13 protein-coding genes are annotated in these 18,722 nt (G+C 47.6%); 2 read left to right on the forward strand and 11 right to left on the reverse strand.

The genetic code is table 11. The annotated features are described in order from the left end of the window. Positions 1–23: 23 nt before the first annotated feature. From NC981_RS15960 to NC981_RS16010, 11 genes are all read right to left on the reverse strand, one after another. Positions 24–1,889 carry a glycosyltransferase family A protein gene (locus NC981_RS15960; protein WP_348243849.1) on the reverse strand — a complete coding sequence of 622 codons (1,866 nt, stop codon included), beginning with the start codon at positions 1,887–1,889 and terminating at the stop codon, positions 24–26. Then, positions 1,886–3,151, reverse strand: coding sequence for an ABC transporter ATP-binding protein (locus NC981_RS15965; protein WP_348243850.1), 1,266 nt, complete (start codon positions 3,149–3,151; stop codon positions 1,886–1,888). The genes NC981_RS15960 and NC981_RS15965 overlap by 4 nt, the downstream gene beginning before the upstream one ends. Then, the gene (locus tag NC981_RS15970; RefSeq protein ID WP_348243851.1) at positions 3,152–3,943 is read right to left on the reverse strand and encodes an ABC transporter permease; all 792 of its coding nucleotides are present in this window, start codon (positions 3,941–3,943) and stop codon (positions 3,152–3,154) included. It lies immediately after the preceding gene. Next, the gene (locus NC981_RS15975; protein WP_348243852.1) at positions 3,940–5,229 is read right to left on the reverse strand and encodes a glycosyltransferase family 2 protein; all 1,290 of its coding nucleotides are present in this window, start codon (positions 5,227–5,229) and stop codon (positions 3,940–3,942) included. Before NC981_RS15975 ends, NC981_RS15970 begins: the two co-directional genes overlap by 4 nt. A gap of 4 nt (positions 5,230–5,233) precedes the next feature. After that, positions 5,234–6,421, reverse strand: a complete 1,188-nt coding sequence (locus NC981_RS15980) for a glycosyltransferase (protein ID WP_348243853.1) — start codon at positions 6,419–6,421, stop codon at positions 5,234–5,236. Between the two features lie 3 nt (positions 6,422–6,424). Then, entirely contained in the window at positions 6,425–7,513 is a 1,089-nt protein-coding gene (locus NC981_RS15985; protein ID WP_348243854.1) for a glycosyltransferase, read from the reverse strand. Further along, positions 7,510–8,556 (reverse strand): glycosyltransferase, encoded by a 1,047-nt coding sequence (locus NC981_RS15990; RefSeq protein ID WP_348243855.1) that lies wholly within the window; start codon positions 8,554–8,556, stop codon positions 7,510–7,512. Before NC981_RS15990 ends, NC981_RS15985 begins: the two co-directional genes overlap by 4 nt. Before the next feature lie 39 nt (positions 8,557–8,595). After that, positions 8,596–10,044, reverse strand: a complete 1,449-nt coding sequence (locus NC981_RS15995; protein WP_190377928.1) for an FAD-dependent oxidoreductase — start codon at positions 10,042–10,044, stop codon at positions 8,596–8,598. A 250-nt stretch (positions 10,045–10,294) separates the two neighbouring features. Continuing rightward, entirely contained in the window at positions 10,295–11,986 is a 1,692-nt protein-coding gene (locus tag NC981_RS16000) for a hypothetical protein (RefSeq protein ID WP_348243856.1), read from the reverse strand. Between the two features lie 4 nt (positions 11,987–11,990). Further along, positions 11,991–14,162 carry a polysaccharide biosynthesis tyrosine autokinase gene (locus NC981_RS16005; RefSeq protein ID WP_348243857.1) on the reverse strand — a complete coding sequence of 724 codons (2,172 nt, stop codon included), beginning with the start codon at positions 14,160–14,162 and terminating at the stop codon, positions 11,991–11,993. Between the two features lies 1 nt (position 14,163). After that, positions 14,164–15,975: an SLBB domain-containing protein gene (locus NC981_RS16010; RefSeq protein WP_348243858.1), complete on the reverse strand. Its 1,812-nt coding sequence runs from the start codon at positions 15,973–15,975 to the stop codon at positions 14,164–14,166. A gap of 1,327 nt (positions 15,976–17,302) precedes the next feature. Between NC981_RS16010 and NC981_RS16015 the strand changes: the two genes are divergently transcribed. Further along, positions 17,303–17,968, forward strand: coding sequence for a PTPA-CTERM sorting domain-containing protein (locus tag NC981_RS16015; protein ID WP_348243859.1), 666 nt, complete (start codon positions 17,303–17,305; stop codon positions 17,966–17,968). 122 nt (positions 17,969–18,090) lie between these two features. Then, positions 18,091–18,702, forward strand: coding sequence for an HpsJ family protein (locus NC981_RS16020; protein WP_348243860.1), 612 nt, complete (start codon positions 18,091–18,093; stop codon positions 18,700–18,702). Positions 18,703–18,722: the final 20 nt, after the last annotated feature.

Raw genomic sequence — 18,722 nt, forward strand, 5'->3', positions numbered from 1 at the left:
GGAAACGATTGGGAGGCGAAGAATTAGGTAGAAGATTGAGCAGCTTTGCGGCTTTGGGCTGCTTCCGCCAAGCGCTGCTGCAAGGGGATAGCGTCTGTGAGAGAACGTCCCACAAGTGCCTCACGAACACTCGCAATACAAAGTTCTACGCCTGCCTCTAGCATCACCGCACATCTTAAGGCTTGAGCAGAAATCAAATTTTGCTCAACTGGAACCGTAAAAGCTCCGATCGCCATGCCGCCGATCGTTATCACAATTTCTAGTGCTGAATGGGTTGTTTCAATCTCTGGAAGTTCTGCACTGACTTCCAGTATGTAACAAGGCTCTGTGACGTGAATCCGCTTCGTCGATGCTTCCTGAAGCAGTGGATCATAAAGCTGTCTACTAGACCAGTTCGGTCGATTCCAAAGTTCGCGGAGAAAGATTGTCCAGCCGTTTTGGTCATGAAAGGTTTGTCGATCGAGCTGCGCTTCAGGGATATGACGATAGCAGGTATTCTTGAAGAAGCGGCCTAAGATTGCCCAGAAAAAATGGAAGGTTTGTCGATCGAGCTGCGCTTTAGGGATATGACGATAGCAGGTATTCTCGAAGAAGCGACCTAAGATTGCCCAGAAAAATCGGGATGCGATCGCATCCACTAATACAGCGCGATCAACTTGACAATCGTAAATGGGCAGTTCGATCGTTCCCAGTCGGGTTTCTTCGAGTTCAATCACAGCGTACAATCGCTCTGCATGACTTGGAGCTATAATGTTTGCAATCTGTTGAGTTACCTCAACTCGGACAGCATGAGTTGCTCCGATCGTCACAGGCTCAGTGATTTTAGTCTGATCTGCAACAAACCGCTCTAAAACAGTTCTAACTTGACGTGCTAATCCGGATGCCTGAACTCGTTCTTCAAGGGCAAATAAAAAATCCTGCAGTCGATTTTCTACGCGGAACCAGAGCTTCAAGCTGTTTTCTGGCGGATAGCAAGCCGAAGATAGTAGCCCTTCCGCGAGACAGGATGCAATCACAGCCGCATCTAAGTCTGTGATCAAGTCTGCTGAAATCGATGCGAGTAACGACTTCGGATTCTCACCTTGCTCCAGAAACATTCCTGTTAACCAACTCAGATAGTAGAGTTGCTTCAGCGGTAATTGTTCGGCGGGTTGACCCTTGAGAAATCGGGGCTGAGGATGAGGTACTCGCGGATCGGCAAGGTGTCCTTGCTCGATGATTTGCATTGCGTCTTTGAACATCTGCATTCTTTGTCGAGAGAGCGAGTTAGACCTCATTCGATAGAAAGCCATAACTTTGTTCACTGCGCCAAAGCGTACCGTTGATCGAGCGATGCGTTGCCACAAATCCCAATCTTCACAAGTTTGCCGTGAAGCATCAAATCCCCCTACTGATAGAACGACTTCACGACGAATTAGGCATGCATGAATAATAAAAGGACTGCGTCCAGATGCAATCTCAAACAAGTTATCCAGCGCTGGTGCTTGCCTTCTGTAGATTTCAGTCCCTTCTAACGTGATTTGAACCCAACCACAGCAAACCGCATCTAAACTCGGATCAGACTCGATCGCGGCGGTCATCTCTTCGAGATAATTGGGTGCAATCCAATCATCCGCATCCAAAAATAGAAGCCAAGCCGATCTAGCGAGATCAATGCCTGTGTTGCGAGCGCTGCTGACGCCTTGTTGTGATTGCTGCACTACCTGAATTCGAGAATCCTCTGCTGCAAGCTGAACCGCGATCGTATAAGTTTCATCGGTTGATCCGTCATCGACGACGATCGCTTTCCAGTTGGAATAAGATTGATTCTGTAAGGATTTTAGAGCGTGAGCGATCGTGTTTGCTGCATTATGAGCAGGAATAATCACAGAAGTATTAGAGCCGTTCATCTTAAGACTTTACCGGGTGAACGAGTATGAGAAGAATGAATGCTTTGAAGCTTCCAATTAGCAGGAGGATGCAAAATTCCCTGAGCCTTGAGCGAGGTTTGCACGAGGAGTGGGTAGGCTTGCCAATGATAATCGTAAGCATATGCCCAGTCTTTTTCGTAAACTCCTACATCGATAAAATACTGTCCTTGGTTTAAGTCCAATCGATCGAGAGAAAGTGACAACTTTCCTTGACCTTCGATGTAAGGGATAGAAAGTTGCTGAGATTTAGTATTGAAATCGCAGCAGAGTGTACTATCTTCAAGGTGAATTGAAACGCTAAAAATCGGAGATTCGATCTGGCATGGTGTCCAATATTCGATTTCAACTTGAAGCAAGTCTCCACTGCGAATTTCTGAATCAGGCAACAATCGCACCGCCGTAATCTCAACTTCCAAAGACCCAAAACGGTTTTCGTTGACGCGCAGTTCTGTTCCTGCCTCGGTGAACTGAGCGGGACGAGAAGGAGTGCGCTTGCGAGTTTCTGACTGCATATCTGCTAAGTATTGTCCTGCAACGACTCCCGGTTCACCATAAGCCACCATGCGTCCTTGCTGGAGCCACAATGCTCGATCGCATAATTTCTCAATCTGATCCGGACTATGAGAGATGTAGACGATCGCGCACCCTTGAGATTTGAGCTCACGGATTCGAGCTAAACACTTCGTCTGAAATGCCAGATCGCCTACGGATAGAAACTCGTCGATCAGCAACACATCAGGATCAGTGTGAATTGCGATCGCAAAGGCTAGCCGCATTTGCATTCCACTACTGTAGGTGCGGACTGGATTATCGATAAAGTCTTCGAGTTCAGCAAACGCCACGATCACATCAAACCGGCGGGCAACCTCTTTGCGGGTTAGCCCAGCAACCACTCCGCAAACGAAAACATTCTCACGCCCAGTTAAGTCACTATGAAATCCTGCTCCCAGATCAAGCAGTGCGCCGATACGCCCCTTGACTTTGGCACGTCCTTCACTTGCAGAGCCGACTCCACCAATTAGCTGAAGTAGTGTCGATTTACCCGCCCCATTTCTGCCCAAAATCCCAAGCATTTCTCCATCTGAAACAGTAAAGCTAACGTTTCGCAACGCCCAAAATTGTTCAATGGGAGTAATGCGTCGCCAGCCCGATAAAGCTGCTTCCATAAGCGTCATCGGGCGATCAGCATGATGGCGATTAAAGTGTTTGCCTAGGTTATCGACAATGATGGCATCCTGCATTTAGAGATCCTCCACAAAGCGAACGCTTTGGTGTCGAAAAACACGCAGCCCGATCGGCAAGCCGAGTCCAACAATCACCGTCAGAATGAACAAGGGTTGTAGATTTGGAAATGTTCCTTCCATTAAGATGGCTCGATATGCCTTGACAAGGTGAACCATAGGATTCATGTTGTAAAACACCTGGTAGTTGGAAGGCAAATGCCGGATGTCGTAGAAGATTGGAGTGAGATAAAAAATTAGCGTGAGAACAATACCAAGCGTGTGCTGAATATCGCGAAACGTCACGTTTAGTGCTGCCAAAAAATAAGCACAGCAAATGATGAGTAAAAACTGAATGACTTGCAAAAGAGGTAGTAGCAAAACTACAGGTGTTATCTGAACTCCATCAAGCAGTAAAAATCCTAATAGAACTGGTAGAGCTAGCAGAAAGTGAATTAACCCTGTTGCCGTAGTTACGACTGGCAAAATTGCACTTGGAAAACCAGGTTGGCGAATTAAGGCACGATTCGCAATGATAACACCTGTTGCTTGAAGTAATGAGCCTTGAAACCAATTCCAGACAAGTAGCCCTGTAAATGTAAACGAAGCATATTTGAGAACATTGGATGGAAGAACAACCTGAAAAACAAACGCAAATACGACGAGTTGAAGTAGAGGATTAATCAGTGTCCAAGCTACACCCAACATTGATCGCTTATAGAGTATTTTCATATCTCGATCGACGAGTTGACGTAAAACATCAATTCGCTGCAATATCCGACGATGAGCAAATGAAATGCTAAATTGTTTCATCGGATTGTCTCCTCAAGCGGTTGTAACTGCTCAGGTTGAGGTAGGTGGTGCATTATTTCTGGCTGAGTCACTCCAGCTAGTGCTAACGCCATTGTTAAGGAATAGCCTGAGGTGGTTGCCAAGAGAGAACGGAGGTGTCTTCCACGCAGCCGCTCTAATCCTCGCTTTGCAGGAAATTGGGCGATAAATTTCTTTTCATAGCGAATGCTCACACTAGCAGGACGATATCGATCTAACTGTTCTTCTGCAGCTTGTAATCCTTCCTGCAAATTCAACTCCAGTTCAAATCCTTCATGAGTATCGACAACTTCAAATCTGATAAACTTAGCGAATGCTGATCGATTCCCGAGTTCATGCACCATTCCTCGGAGATACCAGTATCCCAGTAAGCGATCGAGCAGCATTTGCCAATAGCCATAAGCGCGAATCCCCTCCAGGAAATTTAAGCAAGACCGCAGCATCACTGCTACACCGTCACAGAGTCGTGGAAACTGAAACACTAGAACAGGCAAAACGCGGTACAGCCAGGACTCAGGATGAGTAAACAAAGACATGACCGGAAAAGTAGCGATGAATTCCGGGTACTTGCGTCCGAGTTGTATACTGGCGATTCCTTCTTGGTATTTGCGTCGTAGTGACCGGTTAAGATCGGTCATTTCATGGTGATAGCCCATCGCTTCCTCGGAGAAATGGAAGGCAGCGCCCGCTTCAATTAACCGTATTCCTAATTCATAGTCCTCGTGGCATTTAAAGGTTGGATCAAACCCACCGACTCGGTTAAATAGGTCTGCCCGAAGAGAAACATTGCCCGTCAGTAGATTACGATAACTATAGCGGTAGCCAGGTTGGCGCATTGGCTCAAACATTGCTTCCAACCAAATTCTCAGTTTTGAACGAAAGAGACGTGATTGACTATGTATAACTGGAGCGAGGTAGCCAAGCACAACCTTCTCGGAGTGCGTATCGTGTACTGTGAAATGGGCTTCTAGCAGGCAAGCAGTTGCTTCAATATCATCATCTAGGAAAAGCAATAAGTTTGCACTAGCCTGTGCAGCACCCTGATTCCTAGCTACGGCAGCGCCTTGTCCTGGTTGTTCAATCACTTTCAGCGCAAAAGGCGCAGCATAGGTTGCGAGCATCGTTAGGGTATCATCACTACAGCCATCCGCGACGACAATGACTTCCACTTGTTCAAGGGGAAAAGTTTGCCTTGCAAGAGCGTTCAAGGTGCGCTTCAAAGAATCACAGCGGTTATAGGTTGGAATAATAACGCTAAGAATTGGCATAGGATTAATCACCATGATTTTCAGCAGCAAGTAACTTTCTACGAGTCGAAATATAAGCCCAAGGACCGATAAAACACCCCTGTAACTCAGCGAGAACTAGGGCAAGCGGAATGCTGCCCGATTGCTGAAGCAAGGCTTTTCTTAATGCGGGAAGTTGGTCGTGCCATAGCCACCCCAACGCGAGTTGCAAGACGCTCAGTTCCCCTGCTAGCAGATGACGAGTAAATGAAGCGTAAACCCCCACACCATACCCATAGAATGTACATCGCAACTCTTCCCAAGTTCGACGGTGACGATGCCAACTAAGAGCGGCTGGATCATAGATAATGCGATAGCCTGCTGTCAGAATGCGTGCAAACATTTCGTGGTCTCCACCAGAGCAAGTCTTTGTCCCAGCATCAAGCGCCTCGTCAAATTTACCGACTAGCTCAAGCCCACTCCGCCGTATCGCCATATTAGCGCCAGCGCCAATACGCCCGACTGCCAGTGGGCTTTGTGTCGTCAAATCAAAGGAACTGCGCCAGAAGCCTTTACCAAATGGACAGTGCTGCTCAAACCATTCTTGGGCCTCGGTTTCTAGCTCTAATGGCATCGTTAAACCAGTTACGCATAGCACTAGTGGATCATTAAAATTAGGCAGAATTGCTCGAAGCCAGTTTGGATCTGGAGCTGCATCATCATCGGTGAAAGCGATGACTTCATGTTGTGCCTCCTGCAAGGCCCGATTTCGAGCAATATTTAGCCCTGGGCGCTCTTCCCGAATGTAACGAATGCGCGGGTAATTTTGAACAAGTTGCCATGACGCATCAGTTGAAGGGCAGTTATCAATCACCAGAAATTCTTGACCATCATCGGGAAGCTGCATCAGTGCATTGAGGCAGCGGCGCAAATCCTCAGGACGATCGCGAGTACAAACCGCAACAGTCGCTGTGGGTAGCTTCTGGGTTCTTCTTAAGCTATCCCACTCTAGATAGTCATCAAGCCACTGCTTCCAATACCGTGTACCCGAAGCCTCAATTAACTGATCGCGCAGGTGTAACCCAGAAATTTGTCCAGTCACAACAGGTAATGTCGTTTGTCCGATCGGCTGACCATTCAGGCGAATTAAAATCAATGCCTTGCTATAATGCTCTGATACGGCGATCGTAGATGGAATATGGTTCAAATCAAGATCAAGAATCGCGGTTGCCATAGGTCAAGAACGAGTGAGAAGAGAACGACTGGGGGCTTTGGAAACAGATCGATCGCGTAATCCTTGATCGACAATCCGTAAGAATTGATGTAGGCAAGCTGTGGCAAAGACTTTGAGCGTGATGCTGAGGCGAGAAGGAGCGTTGTGAAGGGTGCGCACTGAAGTCGTTCGCTGTAGCAGAACGCTCTTGAGTAGAAGCCAGTAATAATCTGGGCGGAAAAGCAAAGCGGCTCGATCGATATTCAAGGCTTCGGATAGCCAAAAGTGAGCTTGTTCTCGATCGTGGTTATCAATACTTTGACGCGCGAAATATAAGTAAAAGCTACTAATTGATAATTGATATAAGAGATGAGGGATCTCTGGATGGTTTTGGCGAATCGCTTGTAGCATCAGTGCGTGAGATGCTGCCATCTTGAAATAATCGCGAGACATGCTGTTCTTACTTTTTCGATAGCTGATCAAAAATTCTGGTATGACTTGACAGTAATAGGCTTCAGCAATCCGCAAATACAGATCCCAGTCTTCACAGCCTTGAGCATTTACCGATTTGAAGCGTTCATTAAATCCGCCGACGCGATCAAAGCATTCTTTGCGAATTAAGGTGGAACTGGCATTTCCTACGAAGTTATGACAAAGCAATAGCAGATACACATCTCCGGTTACTTGAGCGGCATTAAAATCCCCGGTCATTTGGTCATGCTCATCGATATCCACCGACCAAGAGTAGACAAATCCTGTTTTCGGTGGAGCTGACATCATACAGTTCATCTGTTTTTCCAGATTATCCGGAAACCAGAAGTCATCGGCATCAAGTAGCGCAATAAACTGTCCCCGCGCTTTCTGAATCCCTGTGTTGCGGGCGGCTGCAACGCCGCGATTAGACTGTTGCACGATCGTAACTCGTGTATCTTCCTCGGCAAAGGGTTGAATGATTTCTACGGTGCGATCTTGAGATCCATCATCAATGATGATTACCTCAAGATTTTGATAGGTCTGAGTTAAAACAGAACGCAGTGTTTTTGCAATATACGTTTCAGCATTGTAGGCAGGAATAATGACCGAGATTAACGGCGGATCAAAGGCAGGATTCATAGCGTTGAGTTATGGAATGACAGGTGAAAGAGCTTTTTTAACTGCTGCTTAGGTTTGAACTGAGTCCGCCAGTATAGCCCTGCTCCTAAAACGAACGAGAGTCCACTGTAGAAGTAGTAGAACCAGTGCATTAGAACAGCGCCAAGCATGAAGTTGAAGCTGCGCTTTCGATAAAAAAATCGATAAACCTCAGCGTTCAAGATGAGTAGTCCAGCAACTGCTAACGCAATCAGCAGGATTGCTATCGGTTGATAGAGACTGAGAAAACAAAAGAACAACAGTAAATAAACAAGGACAACACTCAAGCGGTGAGAAAATTTTAGGTTCAGATCGTTGATCAATCCTGAACGATACTGAAGTAGGAGTTGAGTCCAAGGAATGCCACGATCGCAGACATCCGTTCTCAGCAATCCCCAAAAGCTCCAAGCTTTGTGATGTTTGACTTGCACTCCTTTTGCTAAATGAATTCGGCATCCTGCTAGCCGCAAACGATAGCCTAAATCAATGTCCTCGACACTAGGACGAGGAAATCGATCAACATCAAATCCACCCAACCTCAGAAAGGTCGATCTCTGGACTGCTCCACATCCTGCCCAAAACGTAGATGCCTCTTCTTTAGCAGTTTGATGAACATAGTGGTGGAAAAGATTCTTATACTGCGCCACAAAATTTGTTGCTTTGGGCGCATCATCATAAGAACCAAAGACCGCATCCCACTCTGGCTCTTCCAGCAAGAGTCGGACAAGTTGCGAAAATGTGGTTGAGTTCACTTCGCAATCTGCATCAATAAAGCACAGATAATCTCCCTGTGCAATCTGTGCGCCCAGATTACGGGCAGCGGCTGGACCTTGCTGACTTGGAGCCTTGATCACTCTGGCACCAAGCTCTTGGGCAATCCACCCGGAAGCATCAGTCGAAGCGTCGTCGATCACGATGAGTTCCCAAGCAGGATCGCGAAAGGCGACGATCGCGCCTAAGCAACTTGCCAGAGTAGAAGCGCCGTTATGAACCGGAACAATAATTGATAGGAAAGGCTGAGTCACAGCAAGGGTCGGGAACAAAGGGTTTACATTCGGTCAGGTCTATAGCCAGCGCCCGACTTGAGAGCCGAGCGGAGAAACGGCTGCTGCTTGCTCAGGAAACAGTTGCTCAATTAAGCGGAACACATCTTCGATTACACCGTCACTATTCATGTAGTGAAATGATCCGGTTCTGCCAACCAGATGCAAATTCTGCCATTGACCTAGATAGTCTTTCACAACTTTTAGACGGTTTTCATAGCCTACTTCATAGATCGGGTAGGCATAGGGAACTCTCAAGACCCAGCTTTGATGCACATCGGCTTTTTGAATCCAGCCAATTTGGCTCATTTGCTCAACTACGGTTTCTGCGATTGCGGCATCGGGTAGTTGCCAAATTGCTTCTCCTCGACTCGAAAAAATCTCGACCGCCAGTGACGTAAACTCTGGGCTAGGCACCATTTCGCTCGACCAATTCTTAGGCTCGTGAGTGCGCCCAAACACTAGATCCTGCATCGGGAAATATGTCCAACTATCCTGGCTGACTTGAGGCTTCTTGAGTGCAAGAAACAAGCAAACCATATCTCGATACTTCAGATCGTAAGCGTCGAGAATCTCTTGACTGCCCCACTGCTTTGGAATTGATTGCAGCAAATAATTCAAAGGCAGCGTTGAAACAACTTGATCGGCTGCGATCGTGCGAGTCGTGCCGTCTTGCTGCTGAATCGTTACATCAAATCCATTAGAGGTCGGGGCTAGCTCAGACAATGCTGTACTGGTGTAAACGATGCCGCCCCGCTTGATAATTTCTGCTTCGAGCGCGCTCGGGATCATGCCGAAGCCGGATCTGGGATAGTAGAACTGAGAAATCGGAGCCGTCCCGCCTTGCTTCTGGAATAGCATATTCTGAAGCGTCTTCCAGAGGCTAGGAACGCGGATTCTCTGTGCTGCCCAAGTTGCGGCTAAGCGATCGCAAGTCATCCCCCAGACTTTCTCGGTATAAGGTTTGAAGAAAACTTCGTAGAGCGCTTTTCCATACCGTTTGATCACCCAATCCTCGAAGGAAATCTCTTGCCGAGTCGGGCTGATTTTGGCACCTAGATAACTCATCACCATTTGCGCTGCTTTCAGGGGTGGAAAGATAGCCAGCGCATTTGCAAATTGAATCGGATAATCGACAAACTGCTGGTTTAGATAGATATGGCTAATCCGAGGTACAACCTGCAAATCTGTTTGTAACAAATCCTTCAGCCACTGAACCACGCTGGAATTATTACTATGAAATCGGTGTCCGCCAATATCAAAGCGAAAGCCGTCATAATTTAGTGTTCGAGCAAGCCCGCCCACTTCTTCCGCTTTTTCAACCACCGTGACTTGAATTCCTCGTTTTGAAAGTTCGTAGGCGGTTGCGAGTCCTGCAATTCCACCTCCCAGAACCACAAAATGCTGGCTTAAGGCTGGCTTTGGCTCTGGTATGGTCAGTGCCTTTACCGATAACAAATCAGTAATCATTAAACTTTCCTACTAAAACCGAGGATGGAGTAAACAAACATCGTTCATAACGGCTTTGATGTAAAAAACTAAACTTTACCGTCAAAGAATTCCCACTAAGCACCTCTGCGCCATTACTTACGTAATATCCGGTAGATTTTGGAAAGTTTTACAAAAAACACAAAAGTCTACTGAGGAAATCACTGTTGTTTTAAAGGACGAATCATTAAGAAGCCAAGTACTTTGCTCAGGATGCTGTCCTTCGAGCCACTCAAAACTGCGACTGAAGCCGAATCAGTCCCCCTTTGATTCCTTGATCCCGATCGCGAATTCTGATATTTGTTGGGGGTATCGAGCTACAAGGCAAGGGTGCTGCCCAGCACATTCGATTCTTAGCGTTGCTGGGGTAGAAATAGACGAAATCATTCACTTGTTTTTGAACAACTCCGACATTCGGCAAGCGGGGCGGTAGGACGATGTGAGAGATCGCATGAGTCTGAATGACAACAACCAGCATCAAACTCAGAGTTAATAAGCGAACGCTGAAGGGTAGATAGAACCTCTTTGCTACAAGATTGTTTCTCCCAGGTTTACCCGAAATTCGTTTGCGAAAAATAGCTGTACAGTAATGAGCCATTAACAAGCCAGGAATCAGAATCATGTAGGCAAGTTGAAACCGCAGCAATGGAGAGGTTAGCGTCAAGAATCCTATGCCTGACAATCCGGTTGCGATCGCCCAAAACTGTCCTTGACCTGGAAACGTTGCCAAGTGCTTTGCAAAGTAACTTAGACATAAAACAGAAACCAAGCTCAGCGCAACGACAATTTGATTCCGCCTCGCAGTATTCAGCCAAGTCCATATCAAGGCAAGCCACTCGTTCAGATCTACGGGTTGAGTTCCATACCAAGACACCCAGCGATGCGTACTGTTCGCGACTCGCTGTAGGGCGCTAGAACTTGGAGACCAGGGTAAATCAAAACAGATTGTGGTAGAAGGATACAGAGGACATCCAGAAGTCAGGATACTGGAAACGAACAAGGGAGCTAGAATTACGCTCACGATCGCCATTCCGATGAGCCATTGCTGAATTCGCCGCGTTCCTATCACAAAAAATAGACTTGACATCATCAACAGTGGCAGCGCTGTCAGCTTGATGGTGACGGCTCCTGATGCAAGTATTAAAGGAATGAGCCGCGAACGCCGATCGCCAACGATTAACATCGACCAAGCGACAATAATGATCAAAAAGACAACGGGTAGATCAGGAGAAGGGGAAACTAAAATTGCCTGTAGCGTTTTTGAAAGCAAGAACAACGGCAGTAAAAACAATCCCGTAATCACAATAAACCAATCCCCGATCGTGCCTTGACGTTGACGAATCTGGGTTAAACAACTCCAAACGTGCAATACAAAAATGAGTGCAGCAAACCCATTTGCAGCCGCACTCAAACGCGCTTCAGAGAAGCTTGGATTTAGAGGGGCAGCAAGGGCAAACCAGGCAGACGTAAAGCCCAAAGGACTATAGAGCAAAGCGAGTCCTGGCACTGTTCCATATTGAGCGAGCCACTGAATGATGCCGTAATGATAAAAGCCAGTATCCACCCAGGTAATAGGCTGGCTAGTGATTGCAGCGACCACAATTGCAACTCCAAAAAATCGGAGAATCACTGCTTTGTTAAGGTTAGATGCTATATGTCTGAGTTCAGCGCGGGTTAGTTTAGAGCGCAGCGAGAGTGCGGTCAAGCTACCAAAGACGATCGCACCCACCAAAGGCGATAAGGGAATCACTAATGAAGCAGCGAGGAATGAAACAGCGAGTGTAGTCAATCCAATCCAGAGGGCAGTCATCGAGCGATCGTGACTTCTTTCTAAGCTTGTTGCACTCAATCGAGCCAGTAAAGCGATGCCAATGCTCGCACATCCAGCCAGCAGAATAACCCAAATGAACAGAAAATAGAGCATTGAATTAAATATCATTCACGACAATCCCCAATGCGGGAATGCCAGAGACAGCCAAATTATCCAGAGTTTTCGTAACCAACACCCGTTCCGTTTTCTGAAGCCGAACGACTAAGAGCAACCCATCCGTGTGCGGAGTCAGTAACATCGCATCAGCAATATCATCCAGCGGCGGCGCATCATAGACCACAAAATCAAAGGATTGTGTAAGGCTCAGCTTCAACTCAGGCATTCGAGGCGAAGTCAATACTCGCACCGGGTCAGAAACATTGCTGCCTTTGCCTAACACATAGAACGGAAGATCCGCAAACGGCCGCTGAATTACATCTTGCACTTCGACATTTTCAAACAAGACTTGACTTAGCCCCCGCTCGTCAGACAGCTGTAATCTCTTCTGAAGCTGCGATCGACGAAAATCAGCATCGACCAGCAACACCCGCTGCCCCATTTCCGCGATCGTTTGTGCCAGATACAGCGCAACAGTGGATTTGCCATCGCCCACGTCCGCAGAACTCACGACCAGCGATCGCACCGGATGGCCCGGATTTAGCTGCTGGAGATTGGCTCTCAAAATTCTAAAGGCTTCCGAGAACTCAGACACATCCTCTGGATCAGCATCTTCGTGAAAAGATGTAATCGGCAGGGAAAGCACTGTTCCTGTGGAGTCTTCCAGACGTTTGAGCCGCTTCTTCTTGCCTTTCTTCGATTTTTTAGTCCGCTGTGGCAACAGTTTCCACTCGCGCTCGGTTTGAATCATCGGCTCGTGCGGAATCTGACCGAGAACGGGGACAGCAGAAGCTTTCTTCAGATCGCCCACGTTGCGGTAGCTGGCATCAACTTTCTCTAACAGTAAGGCAGCCCCGATCGCGAGTGCCACACTGATCGCGGCACCCGTGGTTAGATCCTGACTCACATTCGGAGATACCAAGGCTGCTTGGGCGGGTGGAGGTTCCATCACTTGCCAAGGCAGCTTTTTCTGAGAAGCTTCAACTTGTAGCTTCTCACGAGTCTCTAAGAATCGCTCTAAGCTTGTCGTGGCAATTTTAAGTTCTCGCTGAAGATCCGTATACTGCCGCGATAAGACTGGGAGTTGCTGAAATTGCTGGCTCAAAGCTCGCTCGGATTGGACAAGCGCTCGCTGCTGCATTTCTAGCCCTTGCAGTTGAGTCAGGAGTTCCGCCGCTTTGAATCCGATCGCTTTTCTCGCTTCCTCGCGCAACAAGCCCCGTAAATTTCCTCGTTTATCTTTGAGATCTTGAATTGCAGCACTCTCATCACCAAATCGAGTTGATTCTAAAGCAATTTTCGATTCGATTCCTTGGAGTTGCTGAATCAGGGCTTGATACGTCTGACTATTGTTCAACGCAACGATCGCGCCCGTCTCACCCCGCAAACTATCAATTGATGCCCTCGCGCTCCTAATTTCCTGTTCTAGCGTCGATCGTCGCTGTTTTATTTGGTCGGTTTGTGCCGTGACTTGTCCACCTGCGCTGTCTGGTTCGATCAACTGATAGTTTTGACGAAACGCTTGAAGCTGGCGCTGCAATTGATCAACTCGACCTTGAGCAGACGCAACCTGAGATTCAACAAATTTCAATCCTTGGTTGAGATCAGATTGTCGTTCGTTGACGCTGTAAGCTAAATAATCTTTCAATAGCTGTTCTAAAATGGCACGAATTTCGGCTGAATTGCCGCTCTGATATCGAATTTCAAGAATCTTTGTTCTAGGAACACGCTTGATGGTCAATCCACTCCGAACCACCCTATAGTTGAGTTGAGGTTGTAGGGGTTTTAACCGTTCGATCATTTTAAAGAGAAGTTCAGGACTTTGTAGCACCTGGATTTGAGTGTCGTAGTCATAGTCTTCAGAAGCAGGTCGATCACCTGTAAGACTAGAGATATTCCGATTCGGCTGATTAATCGGCTCAACTAACAGTCGAAAGCCCCCTTCATACACCGGCTGAGTCGTTAAGGTTCTCCAGACAAAAAATGAAAAAGCAGCGATGCCGACTGTAGACATCGCAAGCCAGCGCCGCCGCACCATTTGAAGATGCTGCCGAAAATCTTTTTCTTCGGGTTTGTTGGGGGAGCTACCGGGAGGAGAAACCGAGAGGGGTTTAGCTGGGGTACTGCCGTTGCGTGGGGTAGATAGCGAGTTCGACTGGGGAGATTGCATCATGTCAGAACAGGAGTTGGAGTGGGAGCAAACGGAAAATCGGTGACAGAACATCTGAAAGCCCATCAGAGAACTTCGTGAAGCCCGATCGACCCACGACGATGACATCGTTGTTGCGAAGGACAGGATTGTTCACTGGATCAATGCCGCGACTGAGATCGATGCGAATCGATCGCCGAGTGACCGTTCCGTTGGGATTGAGGCGAATGAGTTCTACCGTTTTGGCAGCACGGCGATCGAGTCCACCTGCGGCAAGGATAGCCTGATTCAGCGTGGAGCTCGGAGGGAGCTGCGCGGCTCCGGCTCCTTTCACTTCACCGAGGACGTTGACGCGAATCGCGCCTGGTGAAACGTTTGCGTTTCCTTGTTGAATCAGGTCTTCTGCGCTCATGTCTGGCGCTTTGACCAGACGAATGGTATCTCCAGGCTGCAACAGCAGGTCTTGACTCAGATCGCCCTCTCGAAGCAGTTGCCACAGGTTCAAGCTGATCAACTGTGGTTTACCGCTGCGAGTTAGTCGTCGCACTTGGACTTGGCGTAAATCTGCGTCAGCCGTAATTCCACCTGCTTGCTGAATCGCTTGGGTGAGGGTCGGACGGCTGCCCCCCTCTTTCGCACCTTCCATTTTGTAAGCGCCGGGTCGAGTGACTTCACCGATTAAGGCAACATTGATCGCTTGTCCAGTGGTGGCGAGGTTCGACTCTGCGAGCTGTCCGATCGCGGCTAAATCGATCGCATCGACCGTCGGAATAAAGATCGAGTCACCATCGCGCAGTGAAAGGTTTTGGCTGAGGTCTCCGGTTTGAGCAATTTCCGAGAGATTGACCGTGATTTTCTGTGTTCCTTTGACGCGATCGCGTCGTCGAATTTCCACCCGCTGCAGATTTGCCGAAAGCGTGACTCCACCAGCCTGCTGAATCGCTTGCACAATACTGGGAGCTTGAATCGCATCTGCCGCTGATAGGGTATAGAATCCGGGTTGCTTAATCTCTCCAGCAATGCCAACTCGAAGCGGTCGAGATTTGAGTACAGTGATCAGAATGCGGGGACGGCGCAATTCTCGCGAGAGCCGATTGGCGAGCGTTGCTTCGGCTTCTGGGACACTTAATCCAGCAATACCGACTCGACCCACAACCGGAAGCAGGATTGATCCATCTGTTCCAACTTGCTGTTGTCCGCTGAACTCTGGCACATTGACAACGGTAAGCTGAATTGTGTCGCCTGTTCCTAAGACATAAGGAGTGTCGATCGGGGGTAATACTGCGGAAGAATCATTGAGTGTAGGTGGAATTGCGGTGATTAAGGGTGTGTTTAATTGACGCGGAGTTTGGGCTTGTTTCAGTCTTGGTTTTGAAGCTTTGACTTGATTTGAAGGGGCGATCGCTTTTTTGGCAGCAATGGGTGAGGCGGGACGGATTAGCAGCGAGGCAGGTAAAGAGCGTTCGACGATTCGATCCCAGGAGAAATCGGGCCGCTGAGTGAAATTAGTCCGGATTGCAGGAGCAGCGGGCTTCGTAACAGGCTTCGCTTGAGATTTAACGGTGACCGCTGGAGGAGCAGTGACGGGTTTTGCACTAAGTTTTGTACTAAATTGAGGCGCTGCGATCGTCGCTTGGGCGGTAAAGTTTGGAGGAGCAACGCTTGGAGTGGGTGCAGTGATCGCAGCAGAACGTAAAAAGGATTGAAAATCGTTATTTTCTTCGAGTTTAGGTGAATCTGAGGGTGTTACAGGCTGAGCACCCAATTTGGGCAGCGAGAGCAGGAGAAGCGGACAGGTCGCGGCGGTAGAAAGCTGTACCAGGGTGAGGAGGCGCATCGTTATACAAGGACAAATAGGGAAGGGACAACAGCAAGTCACTCCCTCTTTTATACAGATGCCGAGGTCTGGATCAGGATTACCTACGTAAAAAACTCGGATTATGACGAATCGTGCGCCACGATTTTAGAGACTAAGAAGCTTTGGTGAAGTTAAAGTTAATTTGAGTTTTATCAGCGTCAAAGTCCTGTTTCCACTGGCTCTAAGTCTTCTAATCAGGGTAAATCCGCGTGAAGCCGTTGCGACTTTATTAGCCTTTTATGAAAAGCAAGCTGTATATAAAGAAACCGTGTGTAAGATTACGGCATGGGATCATTACTGCAAAAGTTCTGTACATTATTCTCCAGCAGCCGCAGGTAATCCTACAAACAATAAGATAATTGCTCGATTTCGATCAGCAGCAGTGAATTTCTATGCTGAGTGGAATGAATTTGATTATCAAGCATTGTTTTTGTAGAGTTTTCCGGGTTGTTTTGGTCGAGCGCTCTAAATCGCCCTCGCCTTCACTGCATCTGTCCTTTGAGTTGAGACTATTTGAATTAAAAGAAATAGTGTTCGACAAAGAGTTAACAAGAAGAAGTTTCAGGGTTTTCAACGTTTAGCTTTTGTAGGAGCCAGAACGATCGTTTCAAGCTGCATTTTTGCCTAGTTGATTAATAGCAAATTAATGCTAGATCTCAACTTCAGCACCATAGAAACAACTGCATTTGAACGACATAGTTGGTTATCCTAGCTTCCTCAATTCTTGCCCCCGGACTGTAATGATTTCACTTAGGTATAGTTTGCTAGCGCTCTGGGTTTTGCAGAGCTTGATTGAGCTCCGTTTGCGTTCGATTGATATCTGGAGAAGTTGGTTAAATCTTTTACGCTACATCCAATCTATCCGGAACGACTCCAGAAGGGTGCGTAAATCGTGCCAGTGGAATTACGATCGCGGTTCTCAGTGTTATACGGTCGGTGGGAAGTGTGGCGATGTCGCGAAAGCGAGTGACGCTACGGATTCTGCTGATTCATTGAGATTTTCCTGCGCTTCCAATGTTTTACCTAAAGCTTCATAAGCTTTTTACTAGAATTCAGGCAAGGAAATCAGCAACGCTTCGTGATTTCCATCCAGGAAATCAGGTGTTTTGCTTCTACCGCTGGTGCAGCCCGCTATCGACGCGAGTGATTAAATTGCTCTGCCTGGAGTCGAAAGAGAGGAAGTTGTTTACTCCTCCTTCGTTGACCTGAATAGAAGTAGGCTAACTACTTCTTGTGTCTCGGTAGCGATTTAGATTCAGCTAATGAATCACGTAACTTCATTCACAACTTAAGGTAAGTGAACACCATGAATTTCAAGTCTATTAGTTTAGGAGCTGCGATCGCAGCAACTGCGACAGTTGCTCTATCAACTGCAACACCCGCCCAGGCTGCGGGTCTAACAGGAGCTCTAAGCATCGATATCGGTGGAAAAGTTAACAGCGTGAAAAACACGGGTGTTGATCTCGTAAACACCGCTTTCACGCTTCAAGCTGCTCCTGGAAGCGCCCTGAGTGGGACATTTGCAAACTATGCGGGAGGCTCTGTTACCCTTAAGGATCTGAGTTTTTCCCCTGCATTAGTCAGCAATGGTTCTCCTGTTGACGTTACTCTCAATATTCCTTCATTCTTGACTCTGGAAAAATCAGGGCAGCAAACCATCACCTTCACCTTGACCAAACTGTTGAGTGCAAGCTTCAGGGACATTGGAAATTTGGGTGATAGCTTTGGTAACTTTGACGCACAGTTACAAGGGGTCTTCCAACCGTCGGGTATTGGAAACAGTCCTACTGGAGATTCTATTGTCTCGTTCAGGCTCCGAAACAATAGTAATGGTGGCTCGATCGAACTGACCCCAGTTCCGACCCCAGCGCTTCTGCCTGGGCTAATTGGCTTTGGTGTTGCCGCTTTTCGCAAGCGCAAAGGAGAAGCATCGCCTGAAGCAGAACCTGGAACAGTAGAGGTAAAGGCTTAATCCCTTTCTCTTCTGATCCGCTGCTCTGAGAATAGGATTAATCTTTTAGCCGGATTTCTCAGAGCAGTTTAGCTCACTTAAATGTTTGTCTTCTTCATCCCACAGTTAGTTTCACTGTTATTATGGCTTCTCTTTCTTCGGCTCCTCAAAAAATTGCATCGGCTCCGACAGGTAAAGGTATCGCTCAAGTCGTGGGTCTCGTTTGTCTAGTGGGTTTCGCGATCGATATGCTCATCGTGCTGCTTCCACCTCAACTCGGCAGCATCGAATGGCGCGTTGGGTTTCTGCAACAATTTAGCGATCGTAGTTTGATTTTCATTCTGGGAGCTGCTCTAACAATCTTCGGTAGTATTGGCGCACGCCGTCGGCTCAGACAGTTTTCGACGTTTTGTTTAGCGATCGGTGTGATTTATCTACTGTCTTGCTTTCTTGCAATCAGTGATACTTTATCTTTACAACAGCAGGCGGTTTCCACAATCGACTCCCAAGCTTCCCAACTGCAAACCCAACTCCGCAACGCTCAAGCAAACCCAGCTTCGCTCGGTGCAAATGTCAGCTTAGAAGACATTAAGCGAGTCTCGAATCAACTGACTGGGCAAGCTTCAACCGTTAAAGAGAATGCGAAGCGTACCGTAATTAAAACAGGAGCTTCGACCGTCGGAAACCTAGCGGTGGTGGGATTAGGACTACTCTGCTTAGGGCGAATCGGGCTGCAACTGAGCCGCAAACATTAGTCCCGATTTGCTTGGGAAAT

Source organism: Leptolyngbya sp. DQ-M1, from assembly GCF_039962505.1.
Classification (GTDB): domain Bacteria; phylum Cyanobacteriota; class Cyanobacteriia; order Leptolyngbyales; family Leptolyngbyaceae; genus Leptolyngbya.